The organism is Bradyrhizobium sp. USDA 4502 (genome assembly GCF_054063355.1).
Genome location: NZ_JBSSGF010000001.1, coordinates 228,739 through 245,091 on the forward strand (window position 1 = coordinate 228,739; position 16,353 = coordinate 245,091).

12 protein-coding genes and 7 pseudogenes are annotated in these 16,353 nt (G+C 58.4%); 10 read left to right on the forward strand and 9 right to left on the reverse strand.

Annotated features, from left to right (window positions below; genetic code table 11):
• Nucleotides 1-6: 6 nt before the first annotated feature.
• A complete protein-coding gene (istB, locus tag ACVW1B_RS00985; protein ID WP_253609770.1) occupies nucleotides 7-783 on the forward strand; it encodes an IS21-like element helper ATPase IstB in 777 nt (258 codons plus the stop codon).
• Nucleotides 784-851: 68 nt separating this feature from the next.
• Here istB and ACVW1B_RS00990 read toward each other — a convergent pair whose 3' ends face one another.
• Nucleotides 852-1,112 carry a hypothetical protein gene (locus ACVW1B_RS00990; protein WP_256559073.1) on the reverse strand — a complete coding sequence of 87 codons (261 nt, stop codon included), beginning with the start codon at nucleotides 1,110-1,112 and terminating at the stop codon, nucleotides 852-854.
• Nucleotides 1,113-1,744: 632 nt separating this feature from the next.
• On the opposite strand from ACVW1B_RS00990, the gene ectB reads away from it, so the two are divergent.
• The 8 genes and pseudogenes from ectB to ACVW1B_RS01030 all read left to right on the forward strand — a co-directional run.
• The gene (gene ectB / locus ACVW1B_RS00995; RefSeq protein ID WP_253603710.1) at nucleotides 1,745-3,016 is read left to right on the forward strand and encodes a diaminobutyrate--2-oxoglutarate transaminase; all 1,272 of its coding nucleotides are present in this window, start codon (nucleotides 1,745-1,747) and stop codon (nucleotides 3,014-3,016) included.
• A complete protein-coding gene (locus ACVW1B_RS01000; protein WP_253603708.1) occupies nucleotides 2,994-3,836 on the forward strand; it encodes a 2OG-Fe(II)-dependent halogenase WelO5 family protein in 843 nt (280 codons plus the stop codon). Before ectB ends, ACVW1B_RS01000 begins: the two co-directional genes overlap by 23 nt.
• Before the next feature lie 702 nt (nucleotides 3,837-4,538).
• The gene (locus ACVW1B_RS01005; RefSeq protein ID WP_253603706.1) at nucleotides 4,539-6,329 is read left to right on the forward strand and encodes a class I adenylate-forming enzyme family protein; all 1,791 of its coding nucleotides are present in this window, start codon (nucleotides 4,539-4,541) and stop codon (nucleotides 6,327-6,329) included.
• 269 nt (nucleotides 6,330-6,598) lie between these two features.
• Nucleotides 6,599-7,483 carry a 3-keto-5-aminohexanoate cleavage protein gene (locus ACVW1B_RS01010; protein WP_456794404.1) on the forward strand — a complete coding sequence of 295 codons (885 nt, stop codon included), beginning with the start codon at nucleotides 6,599-6,601 and terminating at the stop codon, nucleotides 7,481-7,483.
• 568 nt (nucleotides 7,484-8,051) lie between these two features.
• Nucleotides 8,052-8,366, forward strand: coding sequence for an IS66-like element accessory protein TnpA (tnpA, locus tag ACVW1B_RS01015; RefSeq protein ID WP_253603699.1), 315 nt, complete (start codon nucleotides 8,052-8,054; stop codon nucleotides 8,364-8,366).
• The gene (locus ACVW1B_RS01020) at nucleotides 8,350-8,472 is read left to right on the forward strand and encodes a hypothetical protein (RefSeq protein ID WP_256558535.1); all 123 of its coding nucleotides are present in this window, start codon (nucleotides 8,350-8,352) and stop codon (nucleotides 8,470-8,472) included. The genes tnpA and ACVW1B_RS01020 overlap by 17 nt, the downstream gene beginning before the upstream one ends.
• On the forward strand, nucleotides 8,469-8,825 hold the full coding sequence (gene tnpB, locus ACVW1B_RS01025; RefSeq protein ID WP_253603697.1) for an IS66 family insertion sequence element accessory protein TnpB: 357 nt from the start codon (nucleotides 8,469-8,471) through the stop codon (nucleotides 8,823-8,825). Before ACVW1B_RS01020 ends, tnpB (ACVW1B_RS01025) begins: the two co-directional genes overlap by 4 nt.
• 74 nt (nucleotides 8,826-8,899) lie before the next feature.
• Nucleotides 8,900-9,330 (forward strand): annotated as a pseudogene (locus ACVW1B_RS01030) (IS66 family transposase); the annotation flags it as partial.
• Here ACVW1B_RS01030 and ACVW1B_RS01035 read toward each other — a convergent pair.
• A pseudogene (locus tag ACVW1B_RS01035) lies at nucleotides 9,330-10,168 on the reverse strand (DDE-type integrase/transposase/recombinase); the annotation flags it as partial. The pseudogenes ACVW1B_RS01030 and ACVW1B_RS01035 overlap by 1 nt on opposite strands.
• 327 nt (nucleotides 10,169-10,495) lie before the next feature.
• Nucleotides 10,496-11,529, reverse strand: a pseudogene (locus ACVW1B_RS01040) (IS630 family transposase).
• 232 nt (nucleotides 11,530-11,761) lie between these two features.
• Here ACVW1B_RS01040 and ACVW1B_RS01045 point away from each other — a divergent pair.
• Nucleotides 11,762-12,856 (forward strand): DUF2817 domain-containing protein, encoded by a 1,095-nt coding sequence (locus ACVW1B_RS01045; protein WP_253603695.1) that lies wholly within the window; start codon nucleotides 11,762-11,764, stop codon nucleotides 12,854-12,856.
• A 335-nt stretch (nucleotides 12,857-13,191) separates the two neighbouring features.
• Here ACVW1B_RS01045 and ACVW1B_RS01050 read toward each other — a convergent pair.
• The 6 genes and pseudogenes from ACVW1B_RS01050 to ACVW1B_RS01075 form a co-directional block, all read right to left on the reverse strand.
• A pseudogene (locus ACVW1B_RS01050) lies at nucleotides 13,192-13,352 on the reverse strand (IS3 family transposase); the annotation flags it as partial.
• A 24-nt stretch (nucleotides 13,353-13,376) separates the two neighbouring features.
• The gene (locus ACVW1B_RS01055; protein WP_309145198.1) at nucleotides 13,377-13,478 is read right to left on the reverse strand and encodes a hypothetical protein; all 102 of its coding nucleotides are present in this window, start codon (nucleotides 13,476-13,478) and stop codon (nucleotides 13,377-13,379) included.
• 125 nt (nucleotides 13,479-13,603) lie between these two features.
• Nucleotides 13,604-13,675 (reverse strand): annotated as a pseudogene (locus ACVW1B_RS01060) (hypothetical protein); the annotation flags it as partial.
• 79 nt (nucleotides 13,676-13,754) lie between these two features.
• Nucleotides 13,755-14,517, reverse strand: a pseudogene (gene tnpC, locus ACVW1B_RS01065) (IS66 family transposase).
• 32 nt (nucleotides 14,518-14,549) lie between these two features.
• Nucleotides 14,550-14,903 carry an IS66 family insertion sequence element accessory protein TnpB gene (tnpB, locus tag ACVW1B_RS01070; RefSeq protein WP_253603530.1) on the reverse strand — a complete coding sequence of 118 codons (354 nt, stop codon included), beginning with the start codon at nucleotides 14,901-14,903 and terminating at the stop codon, nucleotides 14,550-14,552.
• 485 nt (nucleotides 14,904-15,388) lie between these two features.
• A pseudogene (locus ACVW1B_RS01075) lies at nucleotides 15,389-16,085 on the reverse strand (transposase); the annotation flags it as partial.
• Nucleotides 16,086-16,353 lie beyond the last annotated feature (268 nt).

Genomic DNA, 16,353 nt, shown 5'->3' on the forward strand with positions numbered 1-16,353 from the left:
ATCGCGATGCTGACCCACCCGACCCTCGAGCAGATGCAGGCGCTCGGCCTTGCCGGAATGGCGGCCGCTTACCGGCAACTAGCCGAACAGGACAATGCCGCCGATCTCAGCCGGGATGAGTGGCTCGGCCTGATGCTCGATCGCGAAGCCGCCATGCGTGCCGACCGGCGCCTGACCAATCGGCTGGCCGCAGCCAAGCTGCGCTTCGTCGACGCCTGTATCGAAGACGTCGACTTCGCTTCCCGCCGCGGCCTTGACCGGCGCAACACCCTGCAGCTGGCGCAAGGCGCCTGGCTGAAAGCCCATGAGAACTTCATCATCACCGGCCTGACGGGGACTGGCAAAACCTGGTTGGCATGTGCCTTCGGACGCCAGGCGGCCAGGCTCGATCATTCCGTCCTTTATTTGCGTATGCCGCGCTTGTTCGAAGACCTCGCCATGGCCCGTCTCGATGGTCGCTTCCCGCGCCTCATCGATAAGCTTGCACGTGTCCAGTTGCTCATCCTCGACGATTGGGGCACCCACACCCTCAATGACCAGCAGCGCCTTGATCTCCTCGAAATCTTCGAAGAGCGCTACAGGCGCAAATCGACCTTGATTACCGCTCAGCTGCCCGTTGCCCAATGGCACGACATGATCGGCGAGCCAACCATCGCAGATGCTATCCTCGACCGGATCATCCACAACTCCCACCGTATCGCCCTCGAAGGCGACAGCATGCGAAGGAAAAAAGCCGCGCGCCCCTTGACCGACGTCGAAAACAGCGAAACGAATATCAACTGACTTCAACAACCAGGCAACCAAAAGCCAGCGCCGCCACGCTGTCCGCGATTTAGCGAAACTGCTGTCCGTCAGTTAGCGAAACCGCTGTCCCGTTTTTGCGAAATACGCACTTCCACTTGGCCGCGCGACCACTTTTGCCGCAGAACGATGGCGACGCGCGCATCGTGGTCCACGACGTGGTACAAGTTTTTGCCGATATCGATGCCAATTACGGCGATCGCGGAGGGGATCGTGGAGCGTTTGCGTTGATCACTGATAAGACGATCAGTCGCGGCGCCTTTTTCAATGTTAAGCAACTCGTCCGAAAAATCGGCACTTCGTCTCAGCATACAACGCTACCTGCCAGCCCTTCCGATGCCATGGCAGACGCAATCGTCGAGAGGCCGCATCGACTTTGCTCACGAATTATCGGGATAGGACAGTAGCTGTACCGTCTTATCGACGATTGAGAGCCGACGGCGCAAGCACCTCAGCGGAGGAAATCGAAGCTCGCCCACAACTCGGAAGGCTAAATCGAAACACCGAGAAGGCTTGGGTTTTCCGCAGTAGGCGCGGCGCCGGCCTGTTAGAAGTCGGCCGGGCGCGGGGGACATAAGACTACCAGCTTTAGTAGCTTCGTTGTTTGCCTTTCATGGGTAAGTAAGCGCAGTCATTTCGAGACATACGTCACGCAACACAAGCCGTACGTCCTGAACCTGGTGTTATCCGCAGTCTGCACAGACGAACAGAAGTGTGATCGACGTACAACTTGTCAAGGAGCCCATGGATGCTGCGATGGCGAGCCGCACCGTCGACCCCCATTTGCGGAGACACGCGCTACAGCTGTTTCGATTCAATCATCAGCCGGATTGTGCCGGCACGACCGGCCGATCCGAGTCTGGGTGAAGAACATCTATCACCAACCAGTCGCGTCAAATCGCCATCTACTGAACCCAATGTCTACCCGCAGATGGACTCTTAAATGAAAACCGACGCTTTCTCGGCTCATGAATCAAACGTTCGTCGCTATGGGCGGTCATTTCCAACGGTCTTTACGAGAGGCCTTGGGGCCACAATCTGGGACGAGGCCGGCAAGCCTTACATAGATTTCTTTGTGGGGTCCGGCGCGCTCAACTACGGACACAACAATCCGAATCTTATCGCGCCAGCAATTGAATATCTCGCCGGTGGAAACATTCTATTGTCGCTTGATATGTATACAGCTGCAAAGCGTGAATTCATCGAGGTGTTTGTCGATTCGATCCTGAAACCCAGGGGCCTCTATTACAAGATACAGTTTCCTGGACCCACCGGGACAAATGCCAACGAGGCCGCGCTTGCATTGGCGCGAAAATATACTGGCCGCTCGGGCGTCATGGCCTTCACAAATGCGTTCCATGGCATGTCGCTTGGGTCCCTGGCGGTATCTGGGTCGGCGTCGACCAGGGATCTGGGCGGGGTTGCTCGCCACGATGTGATCCGCGTTCCCTATGAAGGCTATCCTGATCGATCTTTTGATTCCGCAAGTTACATCGACTACGTACTGGGTGACCAAGGCAGCGGGATAGAAAAGCCGGCCGCAATAATTCTGGAGACCATCCAGGCAGAAGGGGGCATGAACAGCGCATCCGCAGCTTGGCTCATAGAAATGCAACGAATCTGCCGAAAGCACGACGTTGTTTTGATCGTCGACGACATTCAGGCGGGTGCGGGACGAACGGGCGATTTCTTCTCGTTTGAATTCGCGAAAATCGAACCTGACATCGTGTGCCTTTCGAAGTCCCTGAGCGGTTCAGGTAATCCGTTATCCATTGTTCTGATTCGCCCCGACTTGGACATTTGGAAGCCTGGGGAGCATAGCGGTACGTTTAGAGGCAATAATCTTGCCTTCGTCACTGCAGCCGCCATGTGCAAATTGTGGTCCGACAGGCAGTTCACTGGAAGTGTTGCGCGGACACTAGTCGAACTGCAAGCACATCTTGATCGCCTCGTTGAGAAATTTCCCAAAGTCATTGAGCAAAAGCGCGGCCGTGGTCTGATGGCTGGCCTCAAGTGCCGTTCGCAGAACGTGGTCGGTCGTGCGCACGATATCGCCTTCGAAAACGGCCTATTGATCGAATCGTCAGGGCCAAATCGCGACGTCATCAAAATCCTCCCACCAATAACCATCACTGATGACGAACTCAGTCATGCCATCACCATTCTCGAGAATGCACTACAGGAGCAAGCTAATGGCGACTGCCCAAATATCTAAAGCGCCAACCGTCGTACCTCTTGCGATCAGAGAACGAACCGGCTCTATCAGTACTGCGGAAATCATTTCAGTCTTGAAAGGTGAGGTCACGGGCCTGCACATTAAGCAAGGCTTCAGTGTCGAAGTAGCCGAGGAAATCACCGCAAACTTTCTTCGCAATCCTGGTCTTAAGGAACGAAAAGACGGCGTTCCCGGACAATATGTCGGCGCATCTCACTACAGGAAGAATGCAGCCAGCTATTTCGCACAGTCCGAAGATGCACGGCCGTTCATCGACGCCGTCTTTGGCAAGTTGATTGATCCGGTCCGTAGTTTGTTCGATGGGTTGAAGCGCGACCTTCGCAATCAGGGAATTGAATTGCAGTTGGCCCGTTCATCACACGGCCAAGCTAATGTTTGCCGCGCTCTCTGTTGGTCCGGTACTGGTATGTACGCCTTGGAGCCCCACGATGACGTGGCTCAAGTTCTATGTGCCGGGAGCGATTGTGAGCTTCCAGCAGTGGCTCACAACACCGTCGTGGCACTCAACTTCTATACTAGCATGCCCGAGGAAGGTGGTAATCTGCGGATCTGGGGCCACAAGCCAACGGTCTCTGAGCGAAAGTCTCAGGGCTTGGAGACGACAGGCTATCCCTATTCGACAGGCTATCTTGAAGCATTCCCTTGGCATGACTTCGAGCTCAAGACGGGAGACATCGCTCTGATCGATGGCGGTTTCATTCACGGCGTCACCCGGCAATCCGGCAACGGAAAGCGCCGCCTTCTGCTGAACTGCTTCTTCGGGTTTGCGCGGCCGGATCTTGTTCTGTGGTGGACCTGAAGCTAAACGCACGAACCGTGCGACCCCTCTGGCTACAGTTAAGGCGTTAACATGCTCGTCGCGGGAGAAGCGATTCTGTGACAGATGATCGCGCTGATTGAATGCCGGCGTCATTGATAATGGCGTAGCGCGTGGTCTGCAGTGTGGTGATGACAGGTTGCGGCGGTGATCGAAGCACCAAGGTTCGTGTCGATCCAATCGACGCTGAGAACGGAAGTGAAGGCAGGGACCCCGATCGTCTTTCGTTCGCATAGACGAGCGGGAGGCGGCGGTCGGACGCGAGGCGCTGAGGCTGGACCACGACGATGTGGCCACCGTGCGGGAATCGATGATGCGGTCTGCTACTGCGCCGGGTAGTTTTAGGTCCATCCAGAAAGCGACGATGATCGTGACGGAAGGCTTGCTTGATTTCCTCGATCGTACATGGCGGGCCGATAAAGAGTTACCAACTCGTCCCTTTGGCGCGCAACATCATCGACCGCACGCTCTAGTGCCATCGATCCCGCTGCCCACTAAAAGCGCTCTTGTGGATTATCAATGCTAGATAGGTGCCAATGCCGCTTCTTTAAATTGGACAATACGATGAGGACTCACCAGAGTAGGTAGTGTTTCGTCCCCCTTTGATGATGTACCAATCCGACGTAGAGGCTACGCAGCTCATAAAGACGTTTGAGTTAGCTTCCTTGGAGGCGAGCCTGGCCGATGGTTGTCTCCGTCACGCGCATGCTGGACGGACCTAAGCTGACTGCCGGTTTAGGTGATCGGCAGCTGCGTCAACTGTTAGGTGAAGATGTTTCGTCCGTCAGTAAATGTTTCTTTAGCCTCCTGAGCACGGTTTTAATAATGCCCTCTCTAAAAGTGACACAAACCCAGCTCCAAGAGCGCGTCGCGAATGTGCTGCGCGCGATCGAGGCACTGGAGTCCGAATATGAGACGATCACGATCGGACAGCTTGTTTCAAGGCGCGCTAGAACTCACAGCTCAACAATCGCAATCGACATCTTCGATCGCGGCGAGCGTGCGACTTACTCCGAGATGGACCGATGGTCGAACAAATATGCACAAGCGCTGCGTACACTCGGCGTACATAAGGGTGATCGCATTGGCGTGATGCTGCCCAACCGCATCGAATTCCCGCTTCTATGGTTCGCGATTGCGAAGCTAGGTGCGGTGATGGTCCCGATCAACATGCGCTACACGCCGAGGGAGATTGAATACGTTCTCAGCGATACACAGGCCAAGTTCGCCGTCATCGACGGGGCCGCATGGTCAGTGTTCTCGGTCATGGAGGCTTGGCCACGAGATCTCGCCAAGGAACGAGTAATTCTTATCGGACAACCTTCCCAAGGGACAGCCACGTCTCTCCAAGAATTGCTCGAGGGCGTCGACGATTCTCCGGTGGAGGAGGATATCCGCCCCGACGACCTGTTGAACATTCAATATACCTCGGGAACAACGGGCTTTCCGAAAGGCTGCATGTTGACACATGACTACTGGGGTATGTACTCTTATCAGGGGGTGTGTTGGGAGCGGCCGTACAAGAGATATCTTTCCGCACAGCCCTTCTTCTATGTCGATCCGCCAGCGCATCTTCTGAAGGCATATCGACAGGGCGGAACGCTCTTCCTAGCTCCGCAACTTAGCTCGACGCGCTTTGTCGGTTGGGTTAAGCGACACCGGATCGAGTGGTGCCAATTTCCCCAGCTGGTAGCGCGGGAGGCGGAGGCCGCCAACACAGACGGTACGACATGCCTGAAGCAGGTCCTGAATTGGGGCTGGAGTCCTGAGACCGTACGCCAGTTCCGGAACCGTTTTCGAGTGCGCACCGAGGAAGCGTACGGGATGACGGAAATCGGCTTCGGCACACGAATGACGAACTGGTTCGACGAGCTGGCTGACTCGAGTTCGGTGGGAATGCGCGCGCCCTTTCGCACGCTGCGGCTGATGAATGAGGATGGCAGCCCCACACCGATCGGCGACGTTGGCGAGCTGTGGGTGAGGGGACGCGGGATCTTCAAGGGCTATTGGAATAACCCGAACGCCAATGCAGCCTTGTTTGAAGGCGAATGGTTCAAGACCGGTGATCTGATGCGTTGCGATGAACTCGGTTTTCATTGGCTGGTGGGGCGCACAAAGGATATGATTCGCCGCTCGAGCGAGAACATCGCTGCACGCGAGTTAGAGGCGGTCATCCGCGAGATTCCTGAGATTACGGATGTGGCCGCTGTGCCCGTTAGCGATGCGAAGCGCGGCGAAGAGGTCAAGATTTACGTTGAATTCAGTGAAGGCGTCACGCCAGACAATCTGGCCGTGACGCGCATTCTCGAGCATGCTCGTGCACACCTCGCCGCGTTCAAGGTGCCGCGGTACATCGCCTTCACTCGGGCGCTTCCTAGGGCCACCACCAGCAATAAAGTGCTCAAACATGAGCTCATGTCCGTGAGCGATCCGCTTGCCGGCACCTACGACACTGAGGAGGGGCGCTGGCGCTGAAGCCGAAACGTTCTACCCAAGTTGGTGCGCGCGCTGTTTCTAGTTGATACTTCAAACGATCAAAGGAACACCATGACTACCACCGGCGATCCCGCCATGGGCTCGAGATCAGTGGTCGGAAAGTATCCAATTCGCGTCGCACTTGATGACGCGCGTAACGGGCGGCAACAGACGTTCGCGGATTAGCATACGCTCGCCGCCGCCAACTATCGCATAGCAGCCAAAACACTGATCGTTTAAAGCTGGCGATATCAACAGAGGAGTTCTTGATGTCTCGAAAGGTCATGGTCACGTGCGCAGTCACAGGTGGTAGTTCCGCGATCCTTGCGAAGCATCCAAACATTCCCAAGACGCCGGCACAAATTGCAGAGGCTGCACTGGAAGCAGCGAAAGCAGGGGCTGCGATTGTCCACATTCACGTCCGCGAGCCAGAAACCGGAGTCCCGTCAAACCGATTTGAGCTCTATGAACAGGTCGTCAAGAAGCTTCGGGACGCAGCGACCGACGTCATCGTCAACTTGACATGCGGAATGGATGGGAGCCTGACGCTTGCTTCCCTTGACCCAATAAATATAGGCAAGGCGACCACACTCAAAAATCCTATCGAGCGCTGTATTCACGCAATCAAACTTCAACCAGAGCTTGCGACCCTAGATTGCGGCACCATGATTTTCGGAGAGAGCATGTATGTTGCGCGCATGTCCGATCTGCGAGAGATGGCGACGCTTATGCGAGAAGCGGGGGTCAAGCCTGAGCTCGAATGCTTCGAGCTGGGGCACATTGAAACCGCCAAGAACCTGATATCGGAGAGTAAAATTGATGCTCCCCCGCTTTTTCAATTCTGCCTCGGCACAGGGTATGGCGCTCCCGCTGTGCCAATTATTGTGCAAGCGATGCGAGAGATTTTGCCCTCAGGGGCCATCTGGGGTGGATTCGGCTGTGGTGCCGGCGAAATGCCTGCGGTCGCACAGCTGTTGACAATGGGCGGGCACGTTCGAGTTGGATTGGAAGACAACATCTATCTTCGACGTGGCGTGCTTGCATCCAACGCCCAACTCGTCGAGAATGCCGTTGGAATCATCGAGCGCATTGGCGCCAGCGTCGCCACACCGGCCGAGGCCCGTGAAATTCTCGGCGTTGTGAAACGCGGATAACCGTTGTCAGAGCAGGACACTAGGCCGTGCTGCAACGTCGACTCTTTTCTCATTGCTGACGAAGAAAAACTCAATTCGAAGGAGCTGTTTTGTTAAGCTGACTCGTCGATTGTGCATTTTTGGCGCAACGCCTTTTAGCCATATGTCATCTTTGTCAACTGCCCGTTCGGAATGTCGGCTCGGCATCGGGTAGGAGAGCCGTTTCCGCGCGAGGTTTACCCCCGAGCCTTCACCTGCCGCAAACGCTTGCCCGACAAGAAGGCCTGCCAGATCACGGTCGATCGGCTTACACTTGCCCCGTAGGCGGGGTGCAAGGCCGAACTCGACGAACGCCTGACGACCTTGCGCCGGCCGACTACTCGACATCAGGTGGCTCCGCGCTCACTTCGCCCCTAGCCTGTGATGGTCCGGCCGTGCTGCCGCCAAGCCAGCAGCGAATGCTGGCACGGGGGAACCGAAGACAAGGAGCGCGCCATGTCACAGAACCGTAAGCGCTGTTCCGCGGCCACCTACCGGAAGACGGGGTGATCTGCGAGTCTGCGGATCGGTTTGGACCGTTAGGCTTAGAATGGACACAGTGCATAGTGCTATCACGGTGCCGGTGCGACGGCTTGAGGTCTTCACCGGAACTGGCCGTCGGCGGGAGTGGAGCGACGAGGACAAGGCGCGGATCGTTGCGGAGATCGTGGCGAGTGGCGACTCGGTGTGTTCCGTGACCCAACGGCATGGATTGTCGCCGCAGCAGCTGTTTGGCTGGCGACGTCAGTTGCGAGAAGCCGCAGGCGGTCATTCCGAAGCTCACGAAGTACAGTTTGTGCCGGCGGTAGTGGACGCAGCGGTACCGACGCCGACTGCGGCGCAAAGCGGTGGGCAAGGCAGATAGCGGGATCATCGAGATCGAAGTCGACGGAATCACGATCCGGGCCGGTCGTGGTGAGGACCCGACGATGATTGCGTCGATCGTCCAGGCACTGAAGGCGAACCGGTGATTGGTCCGTCGGGTGCGGTCCGGGTGATGGTGGCGACCAAACCGGTAGACTTCCGCAAGGGGATGGAAGGGCTTGCGACCCTGGTGCGCGAGATCATGCGGGCAGACCCATTCTCGGGAGCTGTCTATGTGTTCCGGGCCAAGCAGGCGGATCGGATCAAGCTAGTGTTCTGGGACGGAACGGATCTGTGTCTCTTCACCAAAAGGCTCGAGGATGGGATCTTCCGCTGGCCGAAGGTCGAGGACGCCGTGATGCGTCTGTCGGCGGCGCAATTGTCTGCGCTGCTGGAAGGACTCGACTGGCGGCTTGTGCATGAGGCGCGGGAGACGCCGGCGCCAACGCAAGCGGGATAGTTGTTAGCGGCACTGCGGCGAAGTGAATCAAGAGCGTGGGACGTGTCGCCAGATGGCGGCGAATATGCTCTGAATTGGGTGTGAGTGACGCCCTGCCTGACGATCCTGAGACGCTGAAGCGATGCTGCTCGCCGAGCGGTGCGAGAGCGAGCGGCTGCGTCAGATCATCAAGGAATTGCAGCGGCATCGGTTTGGCCGGCGGGCAGAGACGCTGCCTGAAGATCAGATGCTGCTGGGCCTCGAAGACGTCGAGCAAGTCGCGGCGTACGGCGAGGCACAAGACGTCAGTGCACCTGAAGGCCGTGACGCGCGAACTCGCAAGCGTCGCGGCAACCGCGGCGCCCTGCCGGCGCACCTGCCGCGGATCGAGGTCATCGTCGACATTGAGGACAAGACCTGTCCCTGCTGCCAGGGCGAGTTACACCGGATCGACGAGGATAGAAGCGAGCGCCTGGACCTGGTCCCGGCGCAGTTCCGGATCCTCGCGACCCGGCGGCCCAAATATAGAGTCTTAAGGCGTCTGGCGAAGTTTGTAGGCGTCAAGGAAGGCAGCGAGGTGATCTTCCAGTTGGCGACGGGTCTCGTAGTGCTAGACGGTCGCCTCCTTAAGCGTGCGGTTCATTCTCTCGACCTGGCCGTTAGTCCAAGGGTCATTGGCTTTGGTCGGGCGATGTTCGATGCCATGTCCTAGGCTCGGTCGAAGGGGTGGCCGCGCCAGCTTGGGATGGCGCCATCGCGATTCTTGGGCAGGTCGACGAACTGGATACCGTTGTCGGTCAGCACAGTGTGGATTTGGCAAGGGACAGCTGCCGCCAACTCGTCGAGGAAAGCCCTGGCCGCAGCACCCGTGGCCTTTAACCACCAGCCGCGCAAAGGCATACTTGGTGGTCCGGTCCACTGCCACGAAGAGATAGAGTTTGCCTTCCTCGGTGCGAACCTCGGCGATGTCGATGTGGAACTAGCCAATGGTAGCGCTTGAAGGGTCGCCTGGCGGGCTTGTCGCCGGCGATCGGGTAGGCGGGCTGATCCCGTGGCGTTGCAGACAGCGGTGCAAGGACGAACGCGTGAGATGCGGGATCGTTGCCTGCAGTGCGTAGAGACAGTCATCGAGGCAGCAACACGTGCTTGCGGAGGGCGACGACCATCGCCTCTTCCGCGGTCGAGCGCACGGTCTTGGGGCCCATCGGCGCATCGTGGATGAAGGCGCGTTTACGCCACTTGGTGACCGTCTTCTGATTGAGGCCGTGCTGGGCGGCCAATTCTTTGAGCGAAGCTTTCGATCGCTGTATCGCCGGTCGGATGGCGTGCGTGGTCGTGGCGCTGCCATGGAGTATCTGGCCCATAGGTCCTCCCGGAATGAGGGATCAAATGGCTGATTCCCCCACACTCCGGGACCAGACATCTAGGCCGGTGGCTGCATGGGATCGGATCTCGCACGCACGGTGTAACGGCCGATCGAGGTCATTTGTAGGTTGAGACGTAGCCCGTTCTATGGAAGACTTCTTTATGGAAGACTTCGCATCCTCGCAACAAATGCAGAATTTCGGGAGCGCGAGGCCCTACATGGCGGAAATTCAGCTCTAAAGAGCTGTTACGAATGATGACGATACCGTCGTCCAGCTGTCGGATGGCAATTTGGTCTAGTAATCCTGAACCAGAAGTTCGCGATATTACGATGCTTGCGCTTGAGTATTGTAACGGCAGAAGCGCTCGATGGAAGCGAGGATATCATCGGCGGATTTGGTCCATTGGAATGGCTTGGGATCGGCATTGTGATAACTGATGAAGTCCATAATGTCGGCGCGCAGAGCCTGGACGCTGCGATAGATGCCGCGCCGGATCTTTTTGTCGGTGATGAGCGCGAAGAAGCGCTCGGCCTGATTGAGCCAAGACGAACTGGTCGGCGTGAGATGGACATGCCAGCGCGGCCGTTTGGCGAGCCAGTTGCGGATCAGCGGGGCCTGGTGCGTGGCGTAGTTGTCCATGGCGAGATGGACATCGAGACCGTGCGGGACGGCAGCCTCGATCTCGTCGAGGAACTTGCGAAATTCGGCGGCGCGGTGGCGGGCAAAGCATTTGCCGATGACCTTGCCCCGTCGCTAGTCGAGCACCGCGAAGAGCGAGGCCGTGCCGTGGCGCGTGTAGTCATGGCTGCGCCGCGCGGGCTGACCGGGGCGCATGGGCAACATGGGCTGGCTGCGGTCGAGCGCCTGAATTTGGGACTTCTCGTCCACACCCAGGACGACGGCATGCTGGGGCGGGGAGACGTAGAGGCTGACCACATCGCGCACCTTGGCCACGAAATCCGGGTCGGTCGAGAGCTTGAACGTCTCCATCCGATGAGGCTGCAAACCGAAGGCTCGCCAGATGCGCTGCACGCTTGAGACCGACAGGCCGCTTCCTTCGCCATGCCGCGCGAGCTCCAGTGGGTCGGATCCTTCGGGAGGCTTTCCAGGGTCCGTACGATGGTAGCTTCGATGCGCGCGTCATCGATCGTCCGCGGTGCTCCGGGCCTTGGCTCGTCGCGCAGGCCTTCCACGCGATCCTGCACAAAGCGCCGACGCCACTTGCCGACCGTGGTCTCGATCACACCGAGCTTCGCCGCCACCTCCTTGTTCTGGCTGCCTTCTGCACAGGCCAAAATGATCCGGGCGCTCAACGCCAGGGCTTGGGCCGTCTTGCGACGGCCGGCCAACGCCTTCAGCTCAGCTCGCTCCTCGTTGCTTTAGGATCAGGGATGCCAGTTCCGCCATCGAATGCTCCATCGCTGTGCCTCGAAAGACAATGGCACAGCGATGCGACTCTGACGCGAATCTAATGATGCGAATTTGTGACTCGGGACACTAGCCATCTTTGCGACGGGCGGTCGCGTCGCCGCGTTACTTCGGTGCCTGTCCTCGAATCTGGAGACGAAGTGAACGGAGAGGTTGAGTAGAATGAACATTGACATCGCAAAGCAAATTGCTCCTGTGGTCTTTTCTGACACTTACTTGGAAGCTAGACGCAAATTCTTGGCTTTGGTGCCTGCGGCGAAACCATACCTGTGCAGCACAAAAGGACCATCTGGTGAGGCTCTGTTCACCGATGCAGCATATTTCGGCAACCCAGATGCCAAGGGGCTCTTAGTCTTGGTTTCTGGTACGCATGGTCCCGAAGGCTATTGCGGGTCCGCGGCGCAACTTGTGTTTCTTCAGGCCGAATTCCACCAAAAGCTTCCGCGCTCGACTGCAGTGCTGTTCATCCATGCGCTAAATTGCCACGGTTTTGCTTGGGATCGCAGGACGACTGCCGAGGGGTGCGACCTCAATCGGAACTTCGTCGACTTTTCCAGGCCCGCGCCGCCCAATCCCGAGTATGAGGAGTTGGCAGATCATCTCGTTCCTTCAGACAGGACGAGGGAGGGGATGCGACGCGCAGAAGCTGCGATCGCAGCATATCGCGCGCAGCACGGCGAGCTTGGTTACAGATCAGCGAGAACGCGTGGTCAATACATTAGACCAGGTGGCCTGTTTTACGGCGGAACCGAGCCTACCGAAGCTAGGCGAGCGCTCGAGAAAATAGCCGACGATTTTGATGTAGCGGCACGCGACAAAGTCATCATCATCGACTACCACACCGGGCTCGGTCCCTACGGATACGGGGAGCTGCAATGCGAGCAGCCATCCGGAGTAAAGGGGTATGAGCGAGCAGCGAAAATCTTTGGCCCCTCCGTTACGTCGCCGGACCTGGGAACCTCGTCCTCGGTCATCTTGCACGGTACACAAGACGAATTTTGGCAGCGTGCCTTAGGGGACCGGCACACGTACGTTGCACTCGAATTTGGAACGTACACTAACCCAGCAATAGTGCGCGATGAACACTGGCTCTTCAAGCATCTACCGGAGGCGGCTGATTCCGAACTCGGTCGGCAGATCCGGAATGCCACCAAACTCCACTTTTATCCACAAAAGTCAGATTGGAAGGAGATGGTTGTTTGGAGAACGCACCTGGTGCATCGACAGGCGATCGAGGGACTTTCGTCTTGTGATTAGTCCGCTATCGAAGAGTCTCTCACTCCGAGGTACCGGTATTCCTCAGAGCAATTCCGCTCAATCATCTCATACGCGATTCCGCGGCCCTTTGTTGGCGAACACATCAGTGCAGCTGCGAAGCGCAACGTTTCGACGAACTATCGTTTCAGATGTCCGTTTTCGGCGCATGAACAAACCTAAGATAGCTGCACCGGTAGCTTAGGATCATGGCGGAAGGAGCATGTGATTGCCGGCAAATTGATCGGCTAAAACGATAGTAAACTAAAAGAAGCTTGCATATGACCACGATCGAGCCAATTCCTTTGACCGGTGCCCCGTGACCTCGCCCCCAAGTTTTATCCAATCCTGAGTTCGCTCTGGCTGGTGGATTTACCCGGATGGGCGGTGGTAGAGACGGAGCTGGTGCCGAGCCGTCGGCATAGTGCAGAGCCAGATCCCGTCACCGGTCGCAGGTAAAGGCGAACTCCGATGGTGTTTTCCATCCGAGTTGCGAGTGAAGTGTGAGCGCTTAGCCGCAACCCTATTGATGCTGGCTTGACGTTTTGCGGAACCGCCATGGCATGAGGTCGTCGATTTCGCTTTGGGGATGGCCGGGAATGATCGCCGTGAGCGTTTCGGCGATGTAGGCGACGGGTTGACGTCGTTGAGCTTACAGGTCGCCACGATGGATGCGAGCAAGGCCCAGTTTTCGGCTCCGACCTCATGACCGGCGAAGAGCGCGTTTTTTCTGGTCGAGCAGATTGGCCGGATCGCGTTTTCAACCGGATTGGTGTCGAGCTCGAGACGCCCGTGATCGAGCAAGCGCGTCAGCCCTGCCAATGATTGAGCGCGTAGCGGATGTCATCAGCGAGCGTCGAGCCGCTGGAGATCATCGACAGCTGTTTCTCGAATCACGGCTTCAACGCCTCGACGAGCGCAGCGAGTGTTTCTTGCGCGCGGCCAGCCTGATATCCGGCGATGAACCGCGTACCATGGCTTCGATGGCGTAGAGCTGTGCGACGTGCCAGACGGCGGCCTCGGCGATCGGCGATTTACTGTTGCGGGCCAATTTGACGAAACGCCAGCGCAAATGGCTCCAGCAATGTACGAGGTCCACGGCCCTTGCGGTCGGGCGACTTCGGTCAGCCGATCATTGCAGGAAGCATCCGTTGAAGCCGTCCAGGAACTGCTCAGCGAAGGCGCCGCTGCGACCGGGGGCATATCGGAACAGCACGATCGGCCGACTTGGGCCGCTATGGCCGCGATCGTCGGAGACGATCGCCCAGAAGTAGCCCTTCTTCGTTTGACCTCGCTCGGGATCGAGCACCGGCGCCGTGGTTTCATCCATGAACAGGCGATCCGCCGCTGCCAGATGACGGTGCATGTGGTCGGCAACGGGCTGCAGATGCGCGGCCTGACCAATTGCCCAGTCTCGCCCGATCAAGCCGGATCCCCTGGCGCGCATAGATCTCGGCCTGATGGTAAAACGGCGTATGGTCGCCAAACTTGGAGACGATCACCTGCGCAATCGCCGCTTCGGTCGGTAGTCCGCCAGGCACGACATGCTCCGGCGCGTGCGCTTGCACAACAGGGTCGGAGCAGCGGCGGCAGATGTATTTCGGGCGGCGCGTGACCAGCACGCGCCATTGTGCCGGGATCACTGTCTCCGCCGCCGGCGCCATGCGCAACTCGGCTCAGAGTCATTCTGCCGCACTTATCCAGCGACTTGTGGACGCCGCGCTTCCTCCGGGTGGACCCACCGCCAATCCAGGTCCTCGAACAGCGCGGCGAACATCGCCGGCGATATCCGCATCACGCCGTTCGCAATCATTGGCCAGACGAACTTGCAACCCTCGAGGCGTTTGTGCACCAGCACCAGGCCCGTTCGATCCCACACCAAAATCTTGATCCGGTCCGCCCGTTTCGATCGGAACACAAAGGCTGCACCGCTGAACGGATCGAGATCAAGCATCTCCTGCACCTTCGTAGCAAGCCCATCATGCCCACAGCGGAAGTCGACGGCCCGCGTCGCGATGTAAATCTTCAGCTCGGCGCCGGGGACAATCATCGTGACGCCCGCACCGCGCGGATCACTCGAGATAGCTGCTCCCCACTATCGCCGCGTCAGTCCGCACGACGACGTCGCCAATCGCAATCTCGGGCTTGACTGTCGGAACGTGACGCTCCTCAAACGGCCCCTTCACGACTACGGCGCGAACGGCGGCTGCGGAGCCTCGCAGGACGTAATTCGCCGCGCTGTCGGAAGCGTCGTCGCCAATCGTAAATTTGCCAGCGCGTCGCCCCGTGCTTGCGCGCCACCTCCGCCACCTGCGCCGGGCAGCAGACTTTCGGCGACGATCCGAGCCCGTTCGGCCCCTGAACGCACGCGACGCCCGGACGGCCCCTCAAGCACCTCAAGCCGGCTGACTGCTCCAGGCCCAACTGATGGGCTGTCCAAATGGGCGTCTTTTTCGCCGTCCAATCCCATCCCAAACCTCCGTTCAAGCCGGAGGCTTCTTCGCACATCTAATCCAACCCCGAAGCCAGGGTATCGGACAGCGAGGTGTTGGCCACCAACGCCAGGCACTCCCGCGTGCACTCGTCGACCACGGTCAGGATGCGGAAGCAGCGGCCATCGGTGAGCTGATCCGAGACGAAGTCGAGCGACCAGCGGTCATTCGGCGCTATCGGCACCACCATCGGCGCCCTGGTCCCGAGCGCCCGCTTGCGACTCCCACGGCGACGGTCCATGAGCCTCTCTGGCCGATAGAGCCGGAACGGCTTCTTCTGGTTGACTAGATAGCCCTCCAGCTTGAGCAGAACATGCAGGCGCCGATAGCCGAAGCGACGGCGCACCTCAGCGATCGCCCTCATGCGTTGGCGTGGGGCAGCATCATCCGCCCGGGTCGTCCGATATGTAATGGTCATGCGGCAATAGCGGCTTTACACGCCCGCCGTTCGCTCTCCTGTGGGCCTCCACGAGATGCGCGACAGCCTTCCGCTTCCCCGCGGGCGTCACCATTTCTTTCCCAGGAGGTCCTTCAAGGCCGCATTGTCCAGCATGGCATCGGCCAAAAGCCGCTTCAGCTGCGTGTTCTCGTCCTCCAGGTCCTCAGCCGCTTGGCCTCTGAGACTTCTATCCCGCCAAACCTGGCTTTCCATTTGTAGACGCTGGCGTCGGTGACGCCGTGCTTCCGGCGCAGATCGGCACCGACACGCCGGCATCGTGCTCCTTCAAAATCCGGATGATCTGCTCTTCCGTAAAAGTGGCTGCGCCTCATGCTCTGGTCCTCATATGGGCCAGAGCGAACTTCAGTCTGGGTTAAAGTCCAGGAGGGGGGCAAGGTCACCCGTTCCGGAAATCAGAGTACGAGCGGCGGCAGAAGAAGGTGCTTGAAGTCGTGGCGCGAGCCGATCTCGATGCACAGGTCTCCGCCCACGGTCATCTCCGGTATCTCAGCGGATTCGTTGGGAGGGCGCGCACTTCATGCCGTTTCCGTTGATCCTCGTGCCGGGAA

Bases quoted from the DNA above. Each gene is read 5' to 3' on its own strand.
- istB (WP_253609770.1), top strand. From the start codon at position 7: ATGCTGACCCACCCGACCCTCGAGCAGATGCAGGCGCTCGGCCTTGCC.
- ACVW1B_RS00990 (WP_256559073.1), bottom strand. From the start codon at position 1,112: ATGCTGAGACGAAGTGCCGATTTTTCGGACGAGTTGCTTAACATTGAA.
- ectB (WP_253603710.1), top strand. From the start codon at position 1,745: ATGAAAACCGACGCTTTCTCGGCTCATGAATCAAACGTTCGTCGCTAT.
- ACVW1B_RS01000 (WP_253603708.1), top strand. From the start codon at position 2,994: ATGGCGACTGCCCAAATATCTAAAGCGCCAACCGTCGTACCTCTTGCG.
- ACVW1B_RS01005 (WP_253603706.1), top strand. From the start codon at position 4,539: ATGGTTGTCTCCGTCACGCGCATGCTGGACGGACCTAAGCTGACTGCC.
- ACVW1B_RS01010 (WP_456794404.1), top strand. From the start codon at position 6,599: ATGTCTCGAAAGGTCATGGTCACGTGCGCAGTCACAGGTGGTAGTTCC.
- tnpA (WP_253603699.1), top strand. From the start codon at position 8,052: ATGGACACAGTGCATAGTGCTATCACGGTGCCGGTGCGACGGCTTGAG.
- ACVW1B_RS01045 (WP_253603695.1), top strand. From the start codon at position 11,762: ATGAACATTGACATCGCAAAGCAAATTGCTCCTGTGGTCTTTTCTGAC.
- tnpB (WP_253603530.1), bottom strand. From the start codon at position 14,903: ATGATTGTCCCCGGCGCCGAGCTGAAGATTTACATCGCGACGCGGGCC.